This is a genomic window from Brevibacillus parabrevis, from assembly GCF_003710905.1.
In the GTDB taxonomy this organism is placed as follows: domain Bacteria; phylum Bacillota; class Bacilli; order Brevibacillales; family Brevibacillaceae; genus Brevibacillus; species Brevibacillus parabrevis.
This window is the reverse complement of the sequence record NZ_RHHV01000022.1, coordinates 14,730-34,091: the sequence shown is the minus strand read 5'-3', so window position 1 is coordinate 34,091 and position 19,362 is coordinate 14,730. Positions and strand designations below refer to the sequence as shown.

19 protein-coding genes and 1 pseudogene are annotated in these 19,362 nt (G+C 48.4%); 2 read left to right on the top strand and 18 right to left on the bottom strand.

Annotation, left to right across the window (positions count from 1 at the left end):
- Positions 1 to 72 precede the first annotated feature (72 nt).
- From EDM60_RS25990 to EDM60_RS25955, 8 genes are all read right to left on the bottom strand, one after another.
- The gene (locus EDM60_RS25990) at positions 73 to 1,878 is read right to left on the bottom strand and encodes a DUF2201 family putative metallopeptidase (RefSeq protein ID WP_122966554.1); all 1,806 of its coding nucleotides are present in this window, start codon (positions 1,876 to 1,878) and stop codon (positions 73 to 75) included.
- Positions 1,879 to 1,881: 3 nt separating this feature from the next.
- Positions 1,882 to 2,946 (bottom strand): AAA family ATPase, encoded by a 1,065-nt coding sequence (locus tag EDM60_RS25985; RefSeq protein ID WP_122966553.1) that lies wholly within the window; start codon positions 2,944 to 2,946, stop codon positions 1,882 to 1,884.
- A 212-nt stretch (positions 2,947 to 3,158) separates the two neighbouring features.
- On the bottom strand, positions 3,159 to 4,304 hold the full coding sequence (locus tag EDM60_RS25980; protein WP_122966552.1) for an HlyD family secretion protein: 1,146 nt from the start codon (positions 4,302 to 4,304) through the stop codon (positions 3,159 to 3,161).
- Positions 4,305 to 4,340: 36 nt separating this feature from the next.
- A complete protein-coding gene (locus EDM60_RS25975) occupies positions 4,341 to 5,900 on the bottom strand; it encodes a DHA2 family efflux MFS transporter permease subunit (RefSeq protein ID WP_122966551.1) in 1,560 nt (519 codons plus the stop codon).
- Between the two features lie 12 nt (positions 5,901 to 5,912).
- Entirely contained in the window at positions 5,913 to 6,569 is a 657-nt protein-coding gene (locus tag EDM60_RS25970) for an HlyD family secretion protein (protein WP_122966550.1), read from the bottom strand.
- 95 nt (positions 6,570 to 6,664) lie between these two features.
- The gene (locus tag EDM60_RS25965) at positions 6,665 to 7,219 is read right to left on the bottom strand and encodes an amine oxidase (RefSeq protein ID WP_229049975.1); all 555 of its coding nucleotides are present in this window, start codon (positions 7,217 to 7,219) and stop codon (positions 6,665 to 6,667) included.
- Positions 7,220 to 7,341: 122 nt separating this feature from the next.
- Positions 7,342 to 7,974 (bottom strand): DedA family protein, encoded by a 633-nt coding sequence (locus EDM60_RS25960; RefSeq protein ID WP_233454206.1) that lies wholly within the window; start codon positions 7,972 to 7,974, stop codon positions 7,342 to 7,344.
- 154 nt (positions 7,975 to 8,128) lie between these two features.
- Complete coding sequence (locus EDM60_RS25955) at positions 8,129 to 9,019, bottom strand: DUF2167 domain-containing protein (RefSeq protein ID WP_233454205.1); 891 nt, start codon at positions 9,017 to 9,019, stop codon at positions 8,129 to 8,131.
- Between the two features lie 410 nt (positions 9,020 to 9,429).
- Between EDM60_RS25955 and EDM60_RS29300 the strand changes: the two are divergent.
- Positions 9,430 to 9,683: pseudogene (locus EDM60_RS29300) on the top strand (DUF1254 domain-containing protein); the annotation flags it as partial.
- 15 nt (positions 9,684 to 9,698) lie between these two features.
- Complete coding sequence (locus tag EDM60_RS29295) at positions 9,699 to 9,929, top strand: hypothetical protein (RefSeq protein WP_229049997.1); 231 nt, start codon at positions 9,699 to 9,701, stop codon at positions 9,927 to 9,929.
- Positions 9,930 to 10,102: 173 nt separating this feature from the next.
- On the opposite strand, the gene EDM60_RS25945 is transcribed toward EDM60_RS29295, so the two are convergent.
- The 10 genes from EDM60_RS25945 to proV form a co-directional block, all read right to left on the bottom strand.
- A complete protein-coding gene (locus EDM60_RS25945) occupies positions 10,103 to 10,840 on the bottom strand; it encodes an ATP-binding cassette domain-containing protein (protein ID WP_122966548.1) in 738 nt (245 codons plus the stop codon).
- Positions 10,841 to 10,867: 27 nt separating this feature from the next.
- Complete coding sequence (locus EDM60_RS25940; RefSeq protein WP_122966547.1) at positions 10,868 to 11,626, bottom strand: ABC transporter permease; 759 nt, start codon at positions 11,624 to 11,626, stop codon at positions 10,868 to 10,870.
- 82 nt (positions 11,627 to 11,708) lie between these two features.
- Positions 11,709 to 12,821, bottom strand: a complete 1,113-nt coding sequence (locus EDM60_RS25935) for a YcaO-like family protein (RefSeq protein ID WP_122966546.1) — start codon at positions 12,819 to 12,821, stop codon at positions 11,709 to 11,711.
- Between the two features lie 12 nt (positions 12,822 to 12,833).
- Positions 12,834 to 13,913 (bottom strand): YcaO-like family protein, encoded by a 1,080-nt coding sequence (locus EDM60_RS25930; RefSeq protein WP_122966545.1) that lies wholly within the window; start codon positions 13,911 to 13,913, stop codon positions 12,834 to 12,836.
- Positions 13,903 to 14,733, bottom strand: coding sequence for a nitroreductase family protein (locus tag EDM60_RS25925; RefSeq protein ID WP_167470389.1), 831 nt, complete (start codon positions 14,731 to 14,733; stop codon positions 13,903 to 13,905). The genes EDM60_RS25930 and EDM60_RS25925 overlap by 11 nt, the downstream gene beginning before the upstream one ends.
- On the bottom strand, positions 14,726 to 15,592 hold the full coding sequence (locus EDM60_RS25920; protein ID WP_122966543.1) for an McbB family protein: 867 nt from the start codon (positions 15,590 to 15,592) through the stop codon (positions 14,726 to 14,728). Before EDM60_RS25920 ends, EDM60_RS25925 begins: the two co-directional genes overlap by 8 nt.
- 161 nt (positions 15,593 to 15,753) lie before the next feature.
- A complete protein-coding gene (locus EDM60_RS28430; RefSeq protein WP_129552174.1) occupies positions 15,754 to 15,951 on the bottom strand; it encodes a hypothetical protein in 198 nt (65 codons plus the stop codon).
- Between the two features lie 218 nt (positions 15,952 to 16,169).
- Positions 16,170 to 17,096, bottom strand: a complete 927-nt coding sequence (locus tag EDM60_RS25915; protein ID WP_122966542.1) for a glycine betaine ABC transporter substrate-binding protein — start codon at positions 17,094 to 17,096, stop codon at positions 16,170 to 16,172.
- Positions 17,097 to 17,107: 11 nt separating this feature from the next.
- Positions 17,108 to 17,947 carry an ABC transporter permease gene (locus EDM60_RS25910; RefSeq protein WP_122966541.1) on the bottom strand — a complete coding sequence of 280 codons (840 nt, stop codon included), beginning with the start codon at positions 17,945 to 17,947 and terminating at the stop codon, positions 17,108 to 17,110.
- Positions 17,947 to 19,170, bottom strand: coding sequence for a glycine betaine/L-proline ABC transporter ATP-binding protein ProV (gene proV / locus EDM60_RS25905; protein ID WP_122966540.1), 1,224 nt, complete (start codon positions 19,168 to 19,170; stop codon positions 17,947 to 17,949). The genes EDM60_RS25910 and proV overlap by 1 nt, the downstream gene beginning before the upstream one ends.
- Positions 19,171 to 19,362: the final 192 nt, after the last annotated feature.

Sequence of the window (19,362 nt, the reverse complement as noted above, 5' to 3'; positions counted from 1 at the left end):
TGGTCAGGTTCTCTTGAAGGTGTTTTGATTTGTCTCACATTACGGGGTCAGTCCCGCTTCAATGCTGCTTCCTTATTCCATCCGAAAAATCGGGCCTTTCGCCACAAAAGGCAGATGACTTCCTTTTGGCAGCATGAACGCATGGCTGCGCGTAATCCGCAGCCGATCGCACTCCCCGTCTGTAATGATGAGAATCGGACCATCCTTGGGAAAATCGTCGGCCTTCTCCAGCAGGTCGATGCCCGGCTGCAAAACCGTACCGCCGCGCCCCTTGACACTTACGCGATCCGCGATGTCGTCGGGCGAAAGATACCCGGCATCGTACGCTTGCGCATCGCAAAAGACGACACGGGCATACGGAACATCGCGCGCCTCGCTGTAGCTCGCAATCGCTCCCAACGCTTTTCCCAAAAGCTTCGTTCCCATCGATCCGGACGTGTCGATCATGACTCCGAACGTACGCGCCAACTGCTCCGTCTCCATATGCGCCCAGGCCGGGCGGGCAATATCCGGCGTGGAGGATTGCCTGCGGCTGGCGCGAGCGTACGTGCGTCTCTTTTCCAATGGCGGAAAATGCTCGTCGAACCAGCGTGCCAGCTGCACATCCCACGGGATCGGCGGTTGACCCAGGGCGCGGATTTCTTCCACCAATCCTGCCGGCAAAAGCCCCCTGCCCCGCTCCTGGTCATAGATCAGACCTTGCGACATGGCACTGCGGTAAAAGTCATCCAGCGTCGTGCCCGGCCCCATTTCCCAAAAGCGCGGATCATCTCCGTCCAAAATATCGCCCATGCCAATTCCTCTGAGCGTGTACAACTTGCGGTACGTCCGCATATCCGTGACGATGCGATCGTAGATGGCTTCGGCCGACAGCCCTTTCAAATCGGGATCGTACAGCCCGCCAATCTGCGGAAACCGCCCCACTCCAAGCTCCATCAGCCATTGATTGATCACGTAGTCGCAGCTTACATTCCAGAAGTACGGGTCCCTGCCCTGACAACGCTCATGGTGGCGCAAGCCCGCGTGCAGCAGTTCATGCGCCATCACGAACTTGCATTCTTCCTCGTCCAGCCCTGCCGCCGGATTGATGAAAATCTCTCCGGCGTTCACATCGATGGCAGCCACCGATATTTGCAGGCGCTGACAGATCAGGGAGTCCTCGATAATCGTGAAATGGCTGGCCAACGAAGCAAGCAACGGGTAGTGATTGATGAACCAGCGCTTGGCTTTTTGCGCATCCGTCAGCTTGACCGCTTCGCTGCCCAGCGCATCGGCATATCCTCCCGCCACGCTCACAGCGCTCTGGACGGCTTGGGATAGCCCGATGCCGAGAAGCCGCTCCCACTTCACGTCCCGGTTGTAGTTGTACCGCACGTATTTATCCGTGAACAGCATATCCGGCTGTCTTTCCCCGCCTGTTCCGAACAGCTTCAAATGCTCGGGAACGCCGTGCTCGACAAACCATTCGTACAGCTCTTCCTCGCTCTTGCCGGACAGCTCCAGCTCGTAGGACATCTCGGCAGGAGGCTTCCCCAGCTTCATGTCCTTCAAAAAGCGGGTGACGTAACAATCGCAAGCGATGTTCCACAGAGCAGGATGCTTTTTTTCTACAAAGTGCCCAAACCCAAGGTGCAGCAGAGCATGGGCGAGGACGTAAATCCATTCCTCAACCTCTCCCCTGCGCTTCGCATGGACGTGTATGCTCCCGTGCTTGGTCACGACTGCCCAGCCGTTGTCCGGGCATAAATTGTGCTCCCTGCGAAACAGGTCGGCGCGGGAGAACAGCGGCCCGAACATCGGATGATGCGCCAAAAACTGGACGGCTTGCTGATAGTTTTGCGTCGCGGGATCGGTGTTTGCTCTCGCTCCTTTTCCCATCGGCTACTTGCCCTTTCTGTCCAGAGCCAGGCGCGGCAAATCGCGGATGACTTCAACGACAAACCAGTCCGGCAGCCCATCCCCGTCGTCGTGGCGGGCGACGACCATCTGCGCCATCTCCAGCGAGATCGCCGAAAGATCCTTGAGCAAAGCTTTGGCCCGGTGAGCAAACCGCTTGTGCAAATCGCTTACGGAAGCTTTGTCTTGCGGCAGCTCTTTTTTGATCTGGGCGCGGAACGAATCGGCCAAAAAGTACAGCACATCCCGATCCTCAGGCGCACTCGGGAAAGAAGTCTCTCCTTCCAAAATGCGATGAAGCTGGTACTTCCCTTGCAGGTTCTTGTGAAAAGCCTTGAACTGCGCGGCATGCTGCGGCGTCAGGCAACCGTACGCGAGCACACCGACCATTTCGCTAGTCAGGCCATCGCCAAACTCATGCAGCGCGTCCGACAGCATATGCCAGGAACGCGGGGTGGAAAACGGTTCTTCCGTCTTCGGCGGCTGCGACCACAAATAATCGGGACGCACCTCCAAAAATTGCAGAACGTACGAGTGAATCCCGTTTGTATACGCCCAATTCAGCCATTGCTCGTGGGAAACCAGCAGCTGCACGTGAAACATCCGGTTGATCAGCGCCGACGACATCGGCTTGACAATCGCGCTGTCCTGGGCACGGTTTCCCGCCCCGATCACAATCGACCCTTCCGGCAGGTGGTAATCCCCGATTCTGCGCTCGTGAATCAGACTGTAAAACGCTTTTTGCACCTCTTGCGAACACGCATTCAGCTCGTCGAGAAAGAGGCAGTACGGCTCTTCCCGCGCGATTTGGGCAGGCGGGCAAAAGCGGCTTTTGCCGTCCACAATTTGCGGGACGCCGATAATATCTTCCGGTGCCAACTGACTTCCCAAAAGGGAGACGCAGGGCAAGCCTACCTGCTGGGCAAACGCCTCAACAAGGGCGGACTTCCCGATCCCCGGCGCTCCCCAAATAAAGACGGGACGGGCCACAGCTACATTGAGCAGCACGTCCATCAGTTGATTTTGCGTTACGTTGATGGCTAGATTCATTCCAATACCTCTCTTGTTCGAATAATGTTAGCGGCAATCGACCTCTTTCCTTCGTGTATTCCATTGGCTTTAGCGACCGTCACACCACAAATATTTCCTAATTTTACAAGATGTCTGGACAGCAGGCAAGGAAAAAAGCTCGCAGCAGCGTTTATTGCCTTCACGCTGCTGCGAGCTTTCTTCGTACCTTTCGCGACTTCCTTCCGATGCGATCAAAGCGAGACGACCCCTGTCATGCCTGAGCGCAGGTTGCCTTTTGCGTTGCTCACGACAATTTTCACCGTGTACATGTTCGTTCCCGGGTCTGCTTTCGGGCTGATTCGCGCCACTTTCCCCTGGACGTGCTGCCCGATCGCCTCAATCGCCACATCGACTTGTTGCTCAGGGGAAAAACGGGCAATGTCTGTCTCGGAAACGCCGATGACGACATACAGCCGATCCGTGTTGACCACGCTCATAACGGCTGTGTTTGCATTCGCCATTTCGCCTGCCTGCACATTTTTCGTACTGATGTAGCCGCTGATCGGACTTTTCAGCGTAGCGTTATCCAACTGGTACTGGGCATTGGCTACCGCTGCTTGCGCCTTCTGCACGCTGGCCTCGTATTGGGCAATCTGCTCCTTGGTCGCCCCGTTCTTCGTTTTGTCGTACATCGCCTTCATCTGGTCGACATTGGAGGCAAGCGATTGCAGCGCCGGCTTCGTTACCCCTTGTTTGGCCAGCCTTACCTCTTCCTCGGCTCGCACGTACTGCGCTTCTGCCTGTGCCAAAGCGGTCTGCGCATCGTCCAGCCCCTGACTGGAAAGGCCGCCTTGCTCGTATAAAGCTTTGGCCCGCGCATACTTGGCTTTGGCAGATTCGTAGACGGATTTCGCCGACTGTTCGGACGCTGCAAGCTGGGAAAGCTCCTCGGGCCGCTTGCCGTTTTTCACTTCTTCATACTTGCTTGCAGCCTGTTGCCAGCCCGCTTTTGCGTACTGCAAGTCTTCCGCCCTCGGCCCTTTTTTCGCTTCCTCCCACTTCGCCTGTGCCATGGCAAGCTCCGCTTTGGCCATGCTCAAACTCGCCGCAAGCTCGACTGTCTCCATCTCCACAAGCGGAGCACCTGCTTCTACCCGGTCGCCTGTATCGTGAAGAACGGCTTTCACTCTGCCCGCTGTCTTGGGGAAAATCGTCACCTCTTCAATCCCGACCATTTTTCCGCTGAACACATGCGTCCCCGCTTCTTTCGCTGTCGCCTGCGCCCCTTGGACAGTGTCTGTCGACAATGCCACAGGCTGCACCGATCCGCAACCAGCCAGGCAGATCATTGCGACGCTTCCAGCCAATACAGCCAGCCGCTGTTTATACTTTTTCATGGGAAACCCTCCTGATAAGTGATGGGGAAAAATCGATCAATCTACGATCGCCGAACGACTCGCTTCCTGGCCTGCTTGCAGCGCGGCCTTGTTTTCTTTCACAATCAGCATGGTCAAAAACGCCGCTACCAGCACGAGAACCGCCACGAACAAACTGTCTTGCAGCGCAGCGATTGCCGCGTATTTTCGCACGAGTTGACCGAGCAATCCGACAGCCGACGAATAGGCTTCCGAAAGCGACATGCCTTTTGCCACGTACATTTGCTGCCATTGGGACAGCGTCTCCACGACGGATTGCCGCGTGGTCGTGACCTGCTCGCCCATTTGTGCCGCGTGCACCGCGCCTCTTCTGGTAAACAAGGAAATCAATCCGGCAATGCCGATCGAGGTAGCCACTTGCCGGGAAATATTCGTGATCACCGAAGCTGCGGGCACTCGTTCCGGCTCAGATACAGCCACCAGCGGAATTTGCATGGAAGTCATCAGGCACATGCCGAGTCCGATCCCGCGCAAGGCAAGCAGCCAGTGAATCGTCGACATGCTGGTGTTCAAATCGACTTGGGTTAAAAAATATCCGGGCACGATGCATAAAACGAGACCGCCGACAATCAAAGGCTTCAAACCGATGCGCGTCGCCAGCATGCCGCATATCGGCGTGACGATCCCGGAGGCAATCGCTTGCGGCAGCATCATCAGCCCGGTATCCATCGCCGTGCGACCGAGCATGTTCTCCGAGTAGATCGGCAGCAGGTAAATGACGCCGAAATTGCCGACCATAATCAGACTGTTTACCAAAAGTCCGAGCGTAAACTGCCGATTGGCGAACAACCGTACATCGACCAGCGGATGAGCCGTCGACAGCTCTCGCATCACGAACATGTACCCGCAGATCAAGGCACTCATCAGCAACGATACGATCGTAAAAGAGTCCCAGCCGTACTCCTCGCCTTTCGTCACGGCGAGCAGAAGACTCACCAGCGCAACGGCCGACCAGACAAACCCTTGCAGATCAAAAGGCTGTTTGCGATTCGCTTCGCTTTCCTGCAAGCAGCGCCACACCAGAAACATCGCCAAAATGCCAAACGGAATGTTCACCGTGAAAATGAATCGCCAGTCGAGATGCTCGACGAAATAGCCGCTTAACGTCGGCCCGACAGCGGGAGCGACAAAGACCGAGATGCCGAATACTCCCATGGCTGGGCCGATTTTTTCGCGCGGGACGACGAATTGAATCATCGATTGCCCGATCGTCATCATCAGTCCGCCGCCTGCCGCCTGAATGATTCGCGCCGCGATCATCGTCCCGTTGCTGACAGCCAGGCCGCACAGCAGCGAACCGAGTGTGAACAGGAACAGGCTGGCGAGATAGCTTTTTTTGATGCCGAACCGGATACCCAAAAACCCGGCCAGCGGAATGACAGCAGCCATCGTCAATGTATAGCTGGTCACGACCCATTGAATTTCCTCCGTCGACGCCCCGAACACATTCATCATTTCCGGAATCGCCACATTGACGATGCTCGTATCGAGCACAGCCATGAACGTACCAAGCACGATCGCAAACACACCCGGCCAAAAATTTTCTTGAGGACTCATCGCTACACATCCTTATCGCACGTGGATGGACACATTGGCATTCAAACCTGGCTGAAAGTCGTACGGCCCCTCGTCAAACGTAATTTTTACAGCGATACGCTGGGTTACTTTGGTGAAGTTTCCGCTCGCATTCACTGGCGGCAGCAAGGAAAATGTCGACTGGGTAGCTTCGCCGATGCGATTGACCGTTCCGCGGAACGTTTGCCCCGGGTATTTATCCAGCACGATATCGACCGGCTGCCCGACCTGGATATAGCCCGCTTCTGCTTCCTCCACATGCGCTTCCACGTACAGCTTCCGCTTGTCGACGACCAGCGCCAACGTGTTGCCCGCACCAATGACCTCGCCTTCCTTGGCGGCTCTTTGCAAAATCACGCCGTCGATCGGGGAACGGACCATCAAGCTGTCCACCTGGGTCGGACTTGCCGCGTTGACTTGCTCCTGTTCAGCCACGATCTCGTCTTTTTGCACCTGACTGCCGACATCGACCGTCACATGCGTCAGCTTTCCGGCCACCTTGGGGGCAATTTTGTAAATCTCGCCCGTCACGACAGCATCTTCCGTTTTGACGTAAAAATAGCTCTGGTAACCGTAGTAGCCGACTACAGCGACGACCAGCAGAAAAACGGCGGCCAAAATCAGCTTCGGATTGCGTTTTTTCTTTTCCATAACAGGTGATTGCCTCCTTGTTCGCACTAACAAACCGACTGTCGGTTTGTTAGTGGGTAAAATATCAGGCTCGCACGTTCATGCGATGCCTCGTCTCAGGCTTGCTTTTTCAAAAAGTAACGCTTCACTACTGGACGCACGAGGATGGTAGCGGCGATCCCGACGATGTTCCAAATATTGACCAGCAAAACGCCTGTTTCTCCGGAAATCATCGCGAGCGCAAACAGTACGGAGCAAACGAGCGAGAGTGCGAACACAACAGCCCAGATAAGTGTCAACCAAAAATTCGAGGCGAGAAACAGCGGATGCGTGGTGAAGCTCTCCGGCACTACTTTTTTCGCGTATTGAAGCGTAAACGGCTTTTTGATGCACAGCGACCAGATGGCTGCCAGGGCAAGAATCGCGTACATGAACAATTGGGTAAAGTCGAACAGATGAAACACAGGGAAGAACAAGGCAATCCAGAAGCCGCAAAAGAAGTAAAATACTTTGATCGCGATAATCGTCGTCACTTCCCCGAATCGCTTTTTCTGAAACAAATAGATCAGCAGGGCGAGAACGAAGCCGATGGCAAACCCGAGTGTCGGCGGCTGCACTTGAAACGCTACGATAAATGGGATCAAGTCGATAAAGATCCAGAACAAAGTCATGATCACGGTACAACTCTCCTCGTCACCTTTTTTATGAATGATGGAATCAGTCATTGCTTTCTGATCTAATAATACAAACCGACCGTCGGTTTGTAAAGCCTTTTTTCAACATTTTTTTCCTGTCATGTCTTCACGCTTTGTCTGTACTTCACCAACAAGTACCACGCAATGGCAATCGCCCCGCCAATCAGCAAAAACGTCAAGCCGTAATGCCTGACATAGACGGTGACTTTGAACCATTCTTTTTCCAGCGCTCTGCCCAAAAGCAAGAAAGTGATGCTCCACAAAAAAGCTCCCGTATAGGCAAACACCGCGAAGACGCGATACTTCATCCCGGACATCCCTGCCAAGTAAGCCGTGATGTGGCGGACACCCGGCAAAAAGTAGCCGACAATCAACAAGAAGGTGCCGTACTTGGCGAACAGCTTTTGCGTGGACTCGATCTTTTTCGGATTCAAATGCAAATATGGCCCCACTTTGAGCAAAAGCGGCAACCCCCATTTGGACGCGATCAAGTAGCTGACGGTGATGCCTGCCGCCGCTCCCAAAAAAGCGCTCAGCACGGCAAACGGCATCTGCAAAACTCCGCGCGACACAGCGTATCCGGTATACGTCATCAAGACTTCATCGGGAATCGGCAGCCCGATCACCCCAAGCGCAAGCGAAAAAAACACGCCCACATATCCGTATTTCATCACAAAAAAGTCCAGGTGCTGTTCCACGGCTACCTCCAAAAAAACGTTTTCCTCTTCCATTGTATTCCCTCCTGCCTGCTTGTCATTCTCGATTTTTTTGCGAGATTCGTCCCTTCCCGCTCTCCCTTTCCGCATGAAAAAGACAGCCTCGTTCTCGCCCAAAGCGAAAAATCCGGCTGTCTTTTTGGCAATCGTTCTTTGTTTTGTCGAGCTTTTACGCGGACGGTTTTTCCTCGTCCGAATCGGTCGGTGCAGCGTTGTTTTTCTTTTTGTTGAACAGCTTTTTCACGAAGCCGCCAATCGCGCCCAACAGCACGACGATAATAATCCAGCCTTTTTTGGCAAAGGCGAGAATCAGGGCGAGGAAGCCCAGCTTCTTCGCAGCGGCAACGCCCAAGCCTCCGAGAATCAAGCCAGTCAGCCCGTATTCAGCGACCTTGTCTGTCTTGGCGTCAAAATCGCTGTAGCGCTGGCCTTCTTTTACAACGAAGTTTTTCAAGATTTTTTCCCGCAATGTCTGCTTGTCCTTCGCGAGCGCTGGAACGTCCGTCACAAGAATGAAAGAAACATGGCCGGTACGCGTCAAAACTTGCAGCTTGTAGTTCAAAAACTGGGTTTTCTGCGCGGTTTCCGCAAGCATGGAGTATTCCAGTTCATGCGTCGCCGCGTTATAGGACGGCTTTACATTCCAGCCGATCACATGAAACTGCTCCTCCGGCTGTCTTTGCTTGTTCGCTTCCTCGGTGCCGTCCTTGTAGCTTTGCAGCAGTTCTTCGGCATTGATTTCGTTTTGCTCGTCGTCGCTAATATGTCCGGTGTCTTCGTATTCGATAAACAACGCCCAATTTTCGCTGTCTTCGATCGGATGGACGCTCCCGATTTCGTTCATGGTCGGGATGTCGCCATTTTCTTTCTCCATTTTGATCGTGTCGTCTTTATTGAGAAAGATCATATTTTCCGGGACTGTGAAGGAGAACTTCCCTTCCATTTCTACTTTCGTTCCGCTCTCGACAACGTTGTAGTTCCCTGCCGCACTCGCAGGCAGGACACTTCCGAACATAAACATGCTTACAACTAAAAATGATAGCCAACTTCGTCTTTTCATGCCTGACCCCTCAATCCTGTTTATTCAAGAACCTCCTCATCTTACCGGGATCATTTTCCTATTTCAAAGAAAATTTAGAAATTACAGGGAAAATTGATTCAAATTAACTGGATATAATTGGTTAATGATTTGTTTTTCTGTTACTTTTTCCTCATTATCTATAGGGCGTTTTTCACACAAAAGCCTGGCTGCACTTATGCTGTTCTCCATGTGAACTACGGATGAATCGGGTGAAGCCATGAATGATGGGGGAACAGTGGGGCGCCACCATGGAGAGCGGCTTTTAGGTGGCTGTTCGATTTGGTATAAAAACGCAGCACGGTGCAGAAAAATAGCACTATTCCCCAGACTACTCGCTTGCGACTCCCCCCTACCGGGATATCGTCACGCCCAACTCCGATACGCTGTACATGAGCGCCTGGCTTGACTTGTCCCGAACGCCTGTCTTGCTGAGCGTGCCCGCCAATCCGCAAAACCGTTACTTTACCATGCAAATGCTGGACGTGTACACGAATACGTTTCGCAACGTCTCCAACCGCTCAACCCGGCAGGAGGCAGCACGCTACTTGCTCGTTGGCCCGAACTGGAAAGGAAATCCTCCGCCGCATACGCCCGTGATACGGCCCCGACCCGTAACGTCTGGCTCATCGGCCGTGTGGAGGTGAAGAGGGACGCCGACTTGCCGCAGGTTGTCGCCTTCGAGAAGCAGTTTGCTCTAGCACCGCTGGCCGCAGCCAAAGAGCCGCCCGCCCTGTCGCTCTCCCTCGCTACCCAACCAGATGCGTGGACATCTTTGGCTTTTTTTCAAGTGATGGCAGAGATGCTTCGCAGCACCCCGCCCCCGGAATGCGACCGCACCCTGCTCGACCAGTTTGCGCTCATCGGGATCAGCGCGGCTAAAGGCTTTTGACCCGCAAGCCATCGGTCCCGCCAGCTTCCGCAAGCAGCAAGTCTGGCCCGCTATTGAACTAACGAAGACTTGGGAGCGTTAAGCAGCAAATCCGGTTTGCGTTCAGCCTGAACAGCGAAAAGGCATTGTCTCTCTTCCGCCGACAATGCCTTTTGCTTATATAGCGAATGGAGTTAGTAATGGGCAATTCCCATGGGGCGGTCATCGCTTTCGATACAGTACTGAAACGCCTTGTCCGGATTAGGGGTATTGTACGTAGTCAGCAAATCCTGGTAGGAGCCTGCATACTTCACATTCCCCGCATGAAGAATGAAAATTTTGCAATCGATAAATTCCAGCTCCTGCAATTGATGAGTCGACATCATAACGGTGTGCCCGGCTTTTTTGGCTATGCCCGCAATCTTGTTCAATATTTTTAATCTGGCCGAAGGGTCAACCCCACTCGTTGGCTCGTCAAACAAATAGAAGCTTTTGTTAATCTCGGCAAACAAGGTGACGAGCAGCCACTTCCTTTCGCCAACAGACATTTGCCCAAACTTCCGATTCCAAAGCTCCCTGACCAGTTCTCTTTCTCGGTCATCCATCAGAGACAAACACCTCTCCGGATTTTTATCGAACGCTCTGTCCGCTATATGTAAAATAAGTCGCGCAATGTCCCTGCCTTTCAAAATGGGGGAAAAGTACAAGCTTTGCGTTTGATATACGATTTCTGTCGCTTGCGGGATTCCGTCAATCGCGCCCTCCTGAATCGCCAACACTCCCGTCAGCAAATCAAAAAGCGTTGTTTTCCCTGCCCCATTCAGGCCAATGACCACATTGACCTTATCTGCTTCCAGTTTCATATTCAGTTGATTGATCGCTTTCTTTTCACTCTTCGGGTAGGAAAACGATATATTTTTTAATTCAATCATCTGTTCTCCACTCTTTCCTGTTTTAGATTAGGTTCTTCTTACGGTTGAAGCGATTTTTATTTTCGACCATGCAATGACCCCAATCGCGATGTAGACCAGCGAAATGACCAAAAGAAACAGGTGGTTACTATTCAGGTGAAGGTTATTGGTCAATGCATCATAGGTAAACACGGAAAAGCGAAACACATATTCAACCGGATTTAAATAGTAAAGGATAGTAGTGAAAAAATCGGTAGACTCGCCACGATAGATAGCCAAATACGTCGCCGGAAAAATCAGCATATTGACAAGCGTATAGGCAGACGACGCTCTTACCGACAAGCTTGCGATTGATAGCGACAACATAAACAGCGGGAGTAAAACAACTAGATAGGTACACACAGCCGTGAAAAACAGAAGAAAAATAGGGTAATCAAAGACGATGGAAATAACAAGCGTAAACAAAGCAAGACTAACCAGCCCAAAAACAATTTGACTGAGTAAAAGTCCCACGATAATAGGAACTTTTGAACCGCAGATGAAGACAAAACTTTTCAGGATGCCTAATTCTCGAAAATCGGTTAATCTTAGCCCAATCCCGTTAAACACTACCAGCACCGCAGAGAAGGCCCAAAAGCTGGCGTAGTAATAAACAGCTTTCGAAACATCCGGCTTGGCGTGAAACCAACTGTAATTGATAGAAAAAAACAACAACAGAGGCAACAGGATCGACCAGGCTAACGCAATTTTTTCATCGATCATCGACTTGATAAATACGATAAAAAATTCGTATGATTTTCTAAGCATTCGGTCCCTTTTCCTTTCTCTTTTTGATTTTTTTTACATTTTTGAACGTAATGAATCCTTGAGCAAACCATGTAAGTGTTTCTTATGGGAACGGAATCAGCTTGTTCAAGTTTTTATATATAGATCGATCAAATTTTCTGGAGAAGCGATATTTTTGTGGATCAAGTAAAGCCGTATTCATATGCGGATAACAATCAGGTGAGAATACTTTAACAACCTTTGTGTTGAATTCCATTGTTTCAGGAACACACGTTGCGTAAACAGAAATATCTAGATCATTTACCACTCTTTGAACTCTTTCAATGAACGTGTCTATTTGAGATGTTTTCGTTAAGGGAATATTCTCCTCAAGCTGCCTTTTATTATCAGTCAAGAATGCGTATTCTTCTCGAAATTTCTCTGGGCTTAATGAGTTACAAAAGTCATAATACAAGTCGCCGTCTATACTTTCCCCCTCGTTCTCCCTTCCCCAAAAACCAGTCATAAATTGAAAATACTCGTTCATGGCTCGATTAACCGCATCTAACAGATTCCAATGTGCCCCTGCCCCAATACTGAAAGACTCTTTTCCAAAACCTAAAGCTAGTACGACATGGACGTCATCCGTTATTGAAATATCAACCAAGTAAAACTCCTGAATTCCTTTATATGTCTTGCTCATTTGTATAATATTGCAAACGATTTGTTTTTCCAATAATTTTAATGATAGTAATCTTCCTGCTTTCTTAGTTAACCATGTATGTATTAGCGACTGTCTTTCGATAAATTCTAAAAATGCTGCTTCTATTGCATAAGCACTGGAAGTATGTGAAGCTACTCCACAAGTATCACTGAAAGAGCTATGCATATCTTTATCTTTAAAAATCGGATGGCCATACTCTAAAATGACAAAATCCAAAGGTATTTTTATTGTATCTCCAGTTATTAAATTAAAGGCTTCTGTGCTGGCGCTACCATTTTCCTGAATTGCCTTCATCCTTGGGGCAAAAAGCGCTAGCCTTTCAAGGTGTTCCCCAATTGCAGCAGCCATTGCTTTCCTGCTGTTATTCTTCACTGAATTTCCATAGGCAGCTTTGTGTATTGCACAATCTACATAACAATTGGAATACCCGCACTGAAATATTTCTTTGTTTATCCATATTCGATTTGCCACAAAAGCATGTCCATGATTGGGACTATTCGTTACATAATACATGGAAAAGCTCCTTTATAATATTGGACACGTTGGTATATGATTCAAAGTATCCTGAGTTAAATTAACTGTATACCTGTTCACATCTCTATCAAGATCAATATACGTTTTCAGTGCAACATGATTATAGAGATTAGGCGAATATGCTTTAATGATAATTAGATTTTTATTTACGGTTTGATATAAAACTGTAGTGTGCAACTCTTTGACCCAAACTGGTAAATTTTTCACAATCAGATCAGTTTCTACCTCGGCTTCAGACAGCGTGATATCTTCGTCCACTTCTTGATAAGTATCCAGCTTGTTGAACAGTTCAAGGTGTTTTAGACATTCGCTATCAGTTTGGGCTTTTAGGACAATCGCCGTGTACGAACTCGGTTCAAGCCCTTCAAGTTGGTATCTATAAAAATAGTCATCATAAACGTTTTTTAGTAAATATGCTTCTGACAAGCCCTTGTGAATAGCATTCGAAAGAGAAATACTTGAGCCTACTCCTGTCATAAAAGTAAAGGGAGTAATGTGATTTGCATTCTTTGCAAAAACAAATACTACTTTTAATGGTTTAAATGTCTCTTCTACGTATGCTTGTACTTGATATCCTTCTGCTTGAAAAAGACTAACGTATATAGAATAGTGTTGAGATAAATCAATTTTTTTCCCTTGTCTCCCATACCAAAAAAGAAACGTTGAATTTTTCTCTAATAATTCTTTAATTGCATTTGATTGAGCCAGCTTACTATTAAAGTGTGCTGCTGTACCCGTGGTATCACAAACGATAGAATCTTCCTTGCATAGTTGCGTAAATCGTCTAGGGATCTTTGCAACCTTACGATTCATTATGTCAAACGATTCTGCCAAACCCTCAATGGCGTCCCCTCTAGCTCCAATTACTAATGCTCTGCGCTCTATTGATTCAGAAAACGCCTTTAAAACTGACTTTCTTTTTCTTTGAGAAATAGCGCCACAATCTACTGGTCCTATTCCACCGTCTTCCCTCCTGAATGTTCCGATTCTTGAAGTCGCTAAATAAACTGGTCTATTGTTGAAGAGTGAGTCCTTGTAACCAAAGTTTCTTTTCGACACATCAAATATCATTTCTTTCACCAAACCACTGAATTAATGTTACTGGCGCTAATCTTGCGTTTAAGCCAGATAAATGAGTCAAGGCATTGTCATTAAACCCCGCAAAACAAAATTCACCTAAGCTACTGTCAAACCTACTTAATGTCTCCCTGAAACTCTGACACATTGCGCCAATTTCAATTAATGCGTATCTGTACCCTCGTTTTCTGTATTTGGTGATAGCTCTTTTTAAATCAATGGCATAGCCAATAGCGATTTTAGAAAATAAACTTCGGTCAGAAGGGTTAATTTGATTGATTACTAAATTTAAAAGTTCCTCATCGTATTCTTTAAGTAAAATCAGTTCATTTTTCGAGGAATGAAACAAATAGCATCCTTTAACAGAAATCCCTTTTAAGACACCTTCGTCAAATACATATACGAGCGGTAAAACCGGATACAAGCCTCCAGCAGAAGGATAGTTCTTGGTTAAAGTGTTGGAAAATCTGCCGAATGAGTCTCGAAGGATGGTCCCAAAATCATCCGCATTTATGTTCCAATTCTCTTTAAATGTTCGGCAGCTCCTAGTGCGTTCAATAGTTTTTTGTTCAATTTGAAATTGGAATGATTTTTCGTAATACTTCGGTATAATATCTGTAAATTCCACTAATTCCATCCACTCTAGTAGCTCTTCCTCATATTCATACATTATTTCTGATATCCAGCATCCTTCCTGATGCATCTTAACAACTTGATCCAATAAACTATTAGAGAGAACTTCTGCTTGTAAATGATTCGCAAAATCATTCTTTCTTCTCTGCTCTACTAATAAATCTTCACTTATGTTATTCATAACAATCACACAACTCCCAATGAATCGAAGTATCTTCATATTTTTTAAAATTATCCAGTTTCATGACCATCGCTCTATTAATATCTTCATGATGAATTTTTGAGTAAGTAAAATCATGAAAAAGTAATTGCATACGCTTAATCAAACATGATGCAATAATAACTCGTTGGCTATTGGTTAAAGGAACGCCGATTTTGATGTCTTCCTCCAGAGAATACAGCATGTCAATGACTTGCTGATAAGTTAAATTATCAGCACTTCCAATTCTCATATGCGATTCAATATGACCTATATGGCAACAATGACATGGATTAACCCAATTACGGTTATAAAGCGAGTCCATATAAAATTTATTGTTGTATATATAACTCATCAATAAATAAGAGTTGCTTGATTCCATATGTCTATCCCTGATTCTTTTTCCTAAACTTTTGTTATAGGGATTTAGAAATACAAGGGATAATTCATTTTCCTCGCAAGGCTGCATGTCATCAACTGAAAGTGACGTGATTGCCAGATTCTCTTGAAAATCTTCAACTAATGTATTCATTAATATTGACCTTAAAAAATCATCATTGGTCATAATAGTAACGGAATCTATTCGGAGCATTTTTTCTTTCACTGTACGTATTAACCCATTGCTTGCTAGAAAACCAATAACCTCCTCTTTTTCTTCTTTGAAAATTTGTTCAAGCACAGACTCTGAAATTTCTTTCTTGCCAGTTCGATCCCACGATTGAATTAAATCAATGAGATCTTTATCATGAATCTTCATTACTCCATTTGCAGTTTGAACTACTACATCTCCATTCTGTAAGGAATGACACAGAAATCTGTTGATCCGATAATTAGAAGTCATATTAATTCACCATCATTTTATTTTTTGTTCTACTCTTTTAAAAGTTATGTAGATAGCCAAATTCAAAATAGCGGGTAACTATTGTTGTCAATAAGCTCCATTTTGAATTTGGCTTAAATAAACTTCATGTTGAAACGATGTCTTCCCCGGCAAAATAAGAATTATCGGTTATTTTTACCGATAGTGGCAGCACCACTACTTGAAGAAGAGGAAGAAGCGCACAATCGGCCCCCCTTATTTTTATCTGTCAGAGATTGAATAGTATTGAAATTTGAACCAACTCCAAACTTCGAAATTCCTAACATACCTCCATCCCCAATGATTTCCTTGTTTGCTCCGCGAACAATTTCTTTTTCCACGATTCTTTCACCCCTAATAAAAGTTATTGATGGTTAAAAATACCATCAACTAAATAGTAAAAAAGTAATCTTTTTTTGTAAATAAAAGAAAAATAAATTAATAATTACAAATTTTTAACTCACCTTTCTTCTTACATAAAAAAAGCCAACCTCGCAGGAATGACTCCCCCTGCGACGCTGGCTTTCTTCGTTGTTGCGCCATTGGCTTTATCGCTTTTTTACTTCTTCAAATCCTCAATCGACGTAATATCCATGTAAGTCGGAACAGCCAGACCCAGCTTGGTTCCTTCCAGATTCGGGCCGAGGTCTTCTACGTCTTTTCCGAGCTTCTCCATGTAGTCAGCATGTGTTGTTGGCAGCCAAGCTGCAACCATGCCGTCCACATCGCCGTTGGATACGCCTACCCACATCGGGCCAGCTTCTACTTGGCTCAGTTCAACTTTGTAGTTCAGCTTTTGCTCCAGAACAGTTTTCACCACATTCGTGCTGGCAATCTCGGAATCCCAGGCGACATAGGCAAGCGTCAGCTTTTGACCATTGGCTGGCTGTACGCCTTCCACCCATTTGCTCACAGTAGCTTCGTTTGCTTTCACCCACTCTGCTGCTGCCTCTTCCGGTTTTTTGCCGCCTTCGATGTCCAGCATCACTTTCTCCATGTCGGCTGGCGTCCAGGAAAATTTATCGAGGAAAGCGTACGCGCTTGGCTGTTCTTCCTTCAAGCCTTTCCGCACGACCGTATGAATTTGCTCATCTTTTCCGTAAACTCCTTTTGGGTCCTCCAAGTATTTCATTTCAAACTTGGAAAACATCCAGTGCGGCGTCCAGCCCGTCACGATAATCGGCTTCTTGTCTTTATAGGCTTGGGTCAAAGCTGCCGTCATCGCGGCACTGGAGCCTTCGACCAGCTCCCAGTCTTTTAGCTCGTAGTCTTTGAGCACTTTCTCGGTCGCTTTCATCAAGCCTGCCCCTGGGTCGATCCCGATGATTTTATGATCGACTGCGGCGCCTACACCGTTGGATGCAGCCGAACCGTTGTTGCTGCTGGTTGATCCGTTACCCTCGGAGCTGCCCGCACTTGAGCAGCCTGCCATGACCAATCCAAGTCCCAATGCGACAGCCAAACCTTTCCACGTTGCTTTTTTCATGAAAACCCCTCCTACGCTTTTTTTCTCTTTCCTACTCCTTGCGTGATGCGGTCCAGCAAAATCGCCATAATGACGATGGCAAGTCCCGCTTCGAAGCCTTCCCCGATCTTGATCTGCGTCACGGCGCGGTATACGTCGGCACCCAGTCCTTTCGCCCCAATCATCGAGGCGATGACGACCATGGACAGCGCCAGCATGATGCTCTGGTTGATCCCTGCCATGATCGTCGTTTTGGCGATCGGCAGTTGCACCTTCGTCAGCTTTTGCCAATAAGTCGAACCAAACGCCTCCGTAGCCTCGATCAAGTCCGCCGGCACCTGGCGAATCCCCAGATTGGTCAGACGAATCGTCGGCGGCATCGCGAAAATGACGGAAGCGATTACGCCCGGCACTTTCCCCAGTCCGAAGAAAAAGATCGCAGGAATCAAATACACAAACGCGGGCATCGTCTGCATGAAATCAAGCAGCGGCGTTACGACCTTTTGCACGGAATCACTTTTCGCGCACCAGATTCCCACGGGAATCCCGATAATGACGGAAATGAGTCCGGCTGTCAGCACCAGCGCAAGTGTTTCCATTGAATGCTCCCAATAACCCAAGTTTTGAATCAAAAGAAGTCCAATGAAAGTAAAAAGAGCGATAGACAGCTTGCCAGCCCGATACGCCAGCAGTGTAAGCAAGATGATAATCACCCAGAACGGCAGTCCGGTCAAAATCAGATTGAAAAAGTCGACCGTCCCGCCAATGCATGTCGAAATGAAATCGAACAAAAAGCCCAAATGTTCGTCCAGTCCATCTACAATCGTTTCTACCCAACTATCGAGGGGCAGCTTCGGAAAAAATTGATCCATCATTCATCCACCTGCCCTTCTTCATTTACCGGCAGTGGCGTTTCCTGGTTTACTTTTCCCGCTAATCCGCCCAACACGGCACCTTTTACGATGACACCCAGGAGGCGGTCATGATCGCCTGTCACTGCCACCGGAATATCCGAAAAAGCGACCAAGTCAAACAGTTCATTCAGGAGCGTTTGCGGCCCTACCTTCGGAACTTCGGTACGAAGCACCCACTCCAACGATTGGCCCTGTTCTTTTGCCTGGCTGACCGCATCTGCGGTCAAAACGCCGAGGAGCGTCTTCTTCTTGTCTACTACATACAAGCTGGATACACCGCGATCCCTCATCAACTGCAAGGCAACGCGCGGCCCTTTATCCAACGTAATCGTCTCGGCCCGCTTCATGACGTTCTCTGCGGAGAGCACCTTGGAACGATCCACGTCCTCCACGAAGCGCTCCACGTACTCGTTGGCCGGATTGGTCATAATTTCTTCCGGTGTGCCGATCTGGACGATCGCTCCGTCTTTCATCAAGGCAATCCGGTCACCGATTTTCAGCGCCTCATCGAGATCGTGCGTAATGAAGATGATCGTCTTTTGCATGGTGCTTTGCAGCTCCAGCAGTTCGTCCTGCATGTCCTTGCGAATGAGCGGGTCAAGTGCGCTGAATGCTTCGTCCATCAACAGCACATCCGGCTCATTGGCAAGTGCACGCGCCAGACCGACGCGCTGCTGCATTCCTCCGCTAAGCTGGTCAGGATAGCTCGCTTCCCAGCCGCCCAGTCCGACCAGTTCCAGCGATTGCTTCGCCTTGGCCTCGCGCTCTGCTTTGGCCATTCCTTGAATCTCCAGGCCATATGCTGCGTTTTCCAGGACGGTCCTGTGCGGAAACAGGGCAAACTTTTGAAATACCATCCCGAGCTTCTTTCTTCTGACCTGTTGCAGCTGTTCTGTGTTCATCCTGACGATATCCGTACCGTCGATCAGGATTTTGCCTTCCGTCGGTTCGATCAGTCGGTTCAAGAGTCGAACCAATGTCGATTTCCCGCTACCCGAAAGCCCCATGATGACGAAAATTTCGCCGGCGTGCACCTCAAAACTCGCTTGATTAACCCCAAGGGTAAGACCCGTTTCCTTCAATATATCTGTCTTGGCCTTCCCTTGTTTCACGAGGGGCAATGCGCGTTGGGGCTGTCGTCCAAAGATTTTGGTCAAATTCTCTACTTTGATCTTGGGCATATGGTCACCTCCAACTTTTACGCCCGTATCCGGACTGTTCTTTACCCTTACAATTGTAACCAGCCCACTTTTTTACCTCAAACTGGGTGAGGCTCGATAATCGGGCATTTTCAGCGTTCAGAAAAAACTTTACGTACTTTTCTTTCTGTATTCGCAGTTTATCTCGTATATACTGTTTGATATCTCCATTTA

Coding starts and splice junctions, on each gene's coding strand:
- EDM60_RS25990 (WP_122966554.1), bottom strand. CDS start 1,878: ATGGGAAAAGGAGCGAGAGCAAACACCGATCCCGCGACGCAAAACTAT.
- EDM60_RS25985 (WP_122966553.1), bottom strand. CDS start 2,946: ATGAATCTAGCCATCAACGTAACGCAAAATCAACTGATGGACGTGCTG.
- EDM60_RS25980 (WP_122966552.1), bottom strand. CDS start 4,304: ATGAAAAAGTATAAACAGCGGCTGGCTGTATTGGCTGGAAGCGTCGCA.
- EDM60_RS25975 (WP_122966551.1), bottom strand. CDS start 5,900: ATGAGTCCTCAAGAAAATTTTTGGCCGGGTGTGTTTGCGATCGTGCTT.
- EDM60_RS25970 (WP_122966550.1), bottom strand. CDS start 6,569: ATGGAAAAGAAAAAACGCAATCCGAAGCTGATTTTGGCCGCCGTTTTT.
- EDM60_RS25965 (WP_229049975.1), bottom strand. CDS start 7,219: ATGACTTTGTTCTGGATCTTTATCGACTTGATCCCATTTATCGTAGCG.
- EDM60_RS25960 (WP_233454206.1), bottom strand. CDS start 7,974: ATGGAAGAGGAAAACGTTTTTTTGGAGGTAGCCGTGGAACAGCACCTG.
- EDM60_RS25955 (WP_233454205.1), bottom strand. CDS start 9,019: ATGAAAAGACGAAGTTGGCTATCATTTTTAGTTGTAAGCATGTTTATG.
- EDM60_RS25945 (WP_122966548.1), bottom strand. CDS start 10,840: ATGATTGAATTAAAAAATATATCGTTTTCCTACCCGAAGAGTGAAAAG.
- EDM60_RS25940 (WP_122966547.1), bottom strand. CDS start 11,626: ATGCTTAGAAAATCATACGAATTTTTTATCGTATTTATCAAGTCGATG.
- EDM60_RS25935 (WP_122966546.1), bottom strand. CDS start 12,821: ATGTATTATGTAACGAATAGTCCCAATCATGGACATGCTTTTGTGGCA.
- EDM60_RS25930 (WP_122966545.1), bottom strand. CDS start 13,913: ATGATATTTGATGTGTCGAAAAGAAACTTTGGTTACAAGGACTCACTC.
- EDM60_RS25925 (WP_167470389.1), bottom strand. CDS start 14,733: ATGAATAACATAAGTGAAGATTTATTAGTAGAGCAGAGAAGAAAGAAT.
- EDM60_RS25920 (WP_122966543.1), bottom strand. CDS start 15,592: ATGACTTCTAATTATCGGATCAACAGATTTCTGTGTCATTCCTTACAG.
- EDM60_RS25915 (WP_122966542.1), bottom strand. CDS start 17,096: ATGAAAAAAGCAACGTGGAAAGGTTTGGCTGTCGCATTGGGACTTGGA.
- EDM60_RS25910 (WP_122966541.1), bottom strand. CDS start 17,947: ATGGATCAATTTTTTCCGAAGCTGCCCCTCGATAGTTGGGTAGAAACG.
- proV (WP_122966540.1), bottom strand. CDS start 19,170: ATGCCCAAGATCAAAGTAGAGAATTTGACCAAAATCTTTGGACGACAG.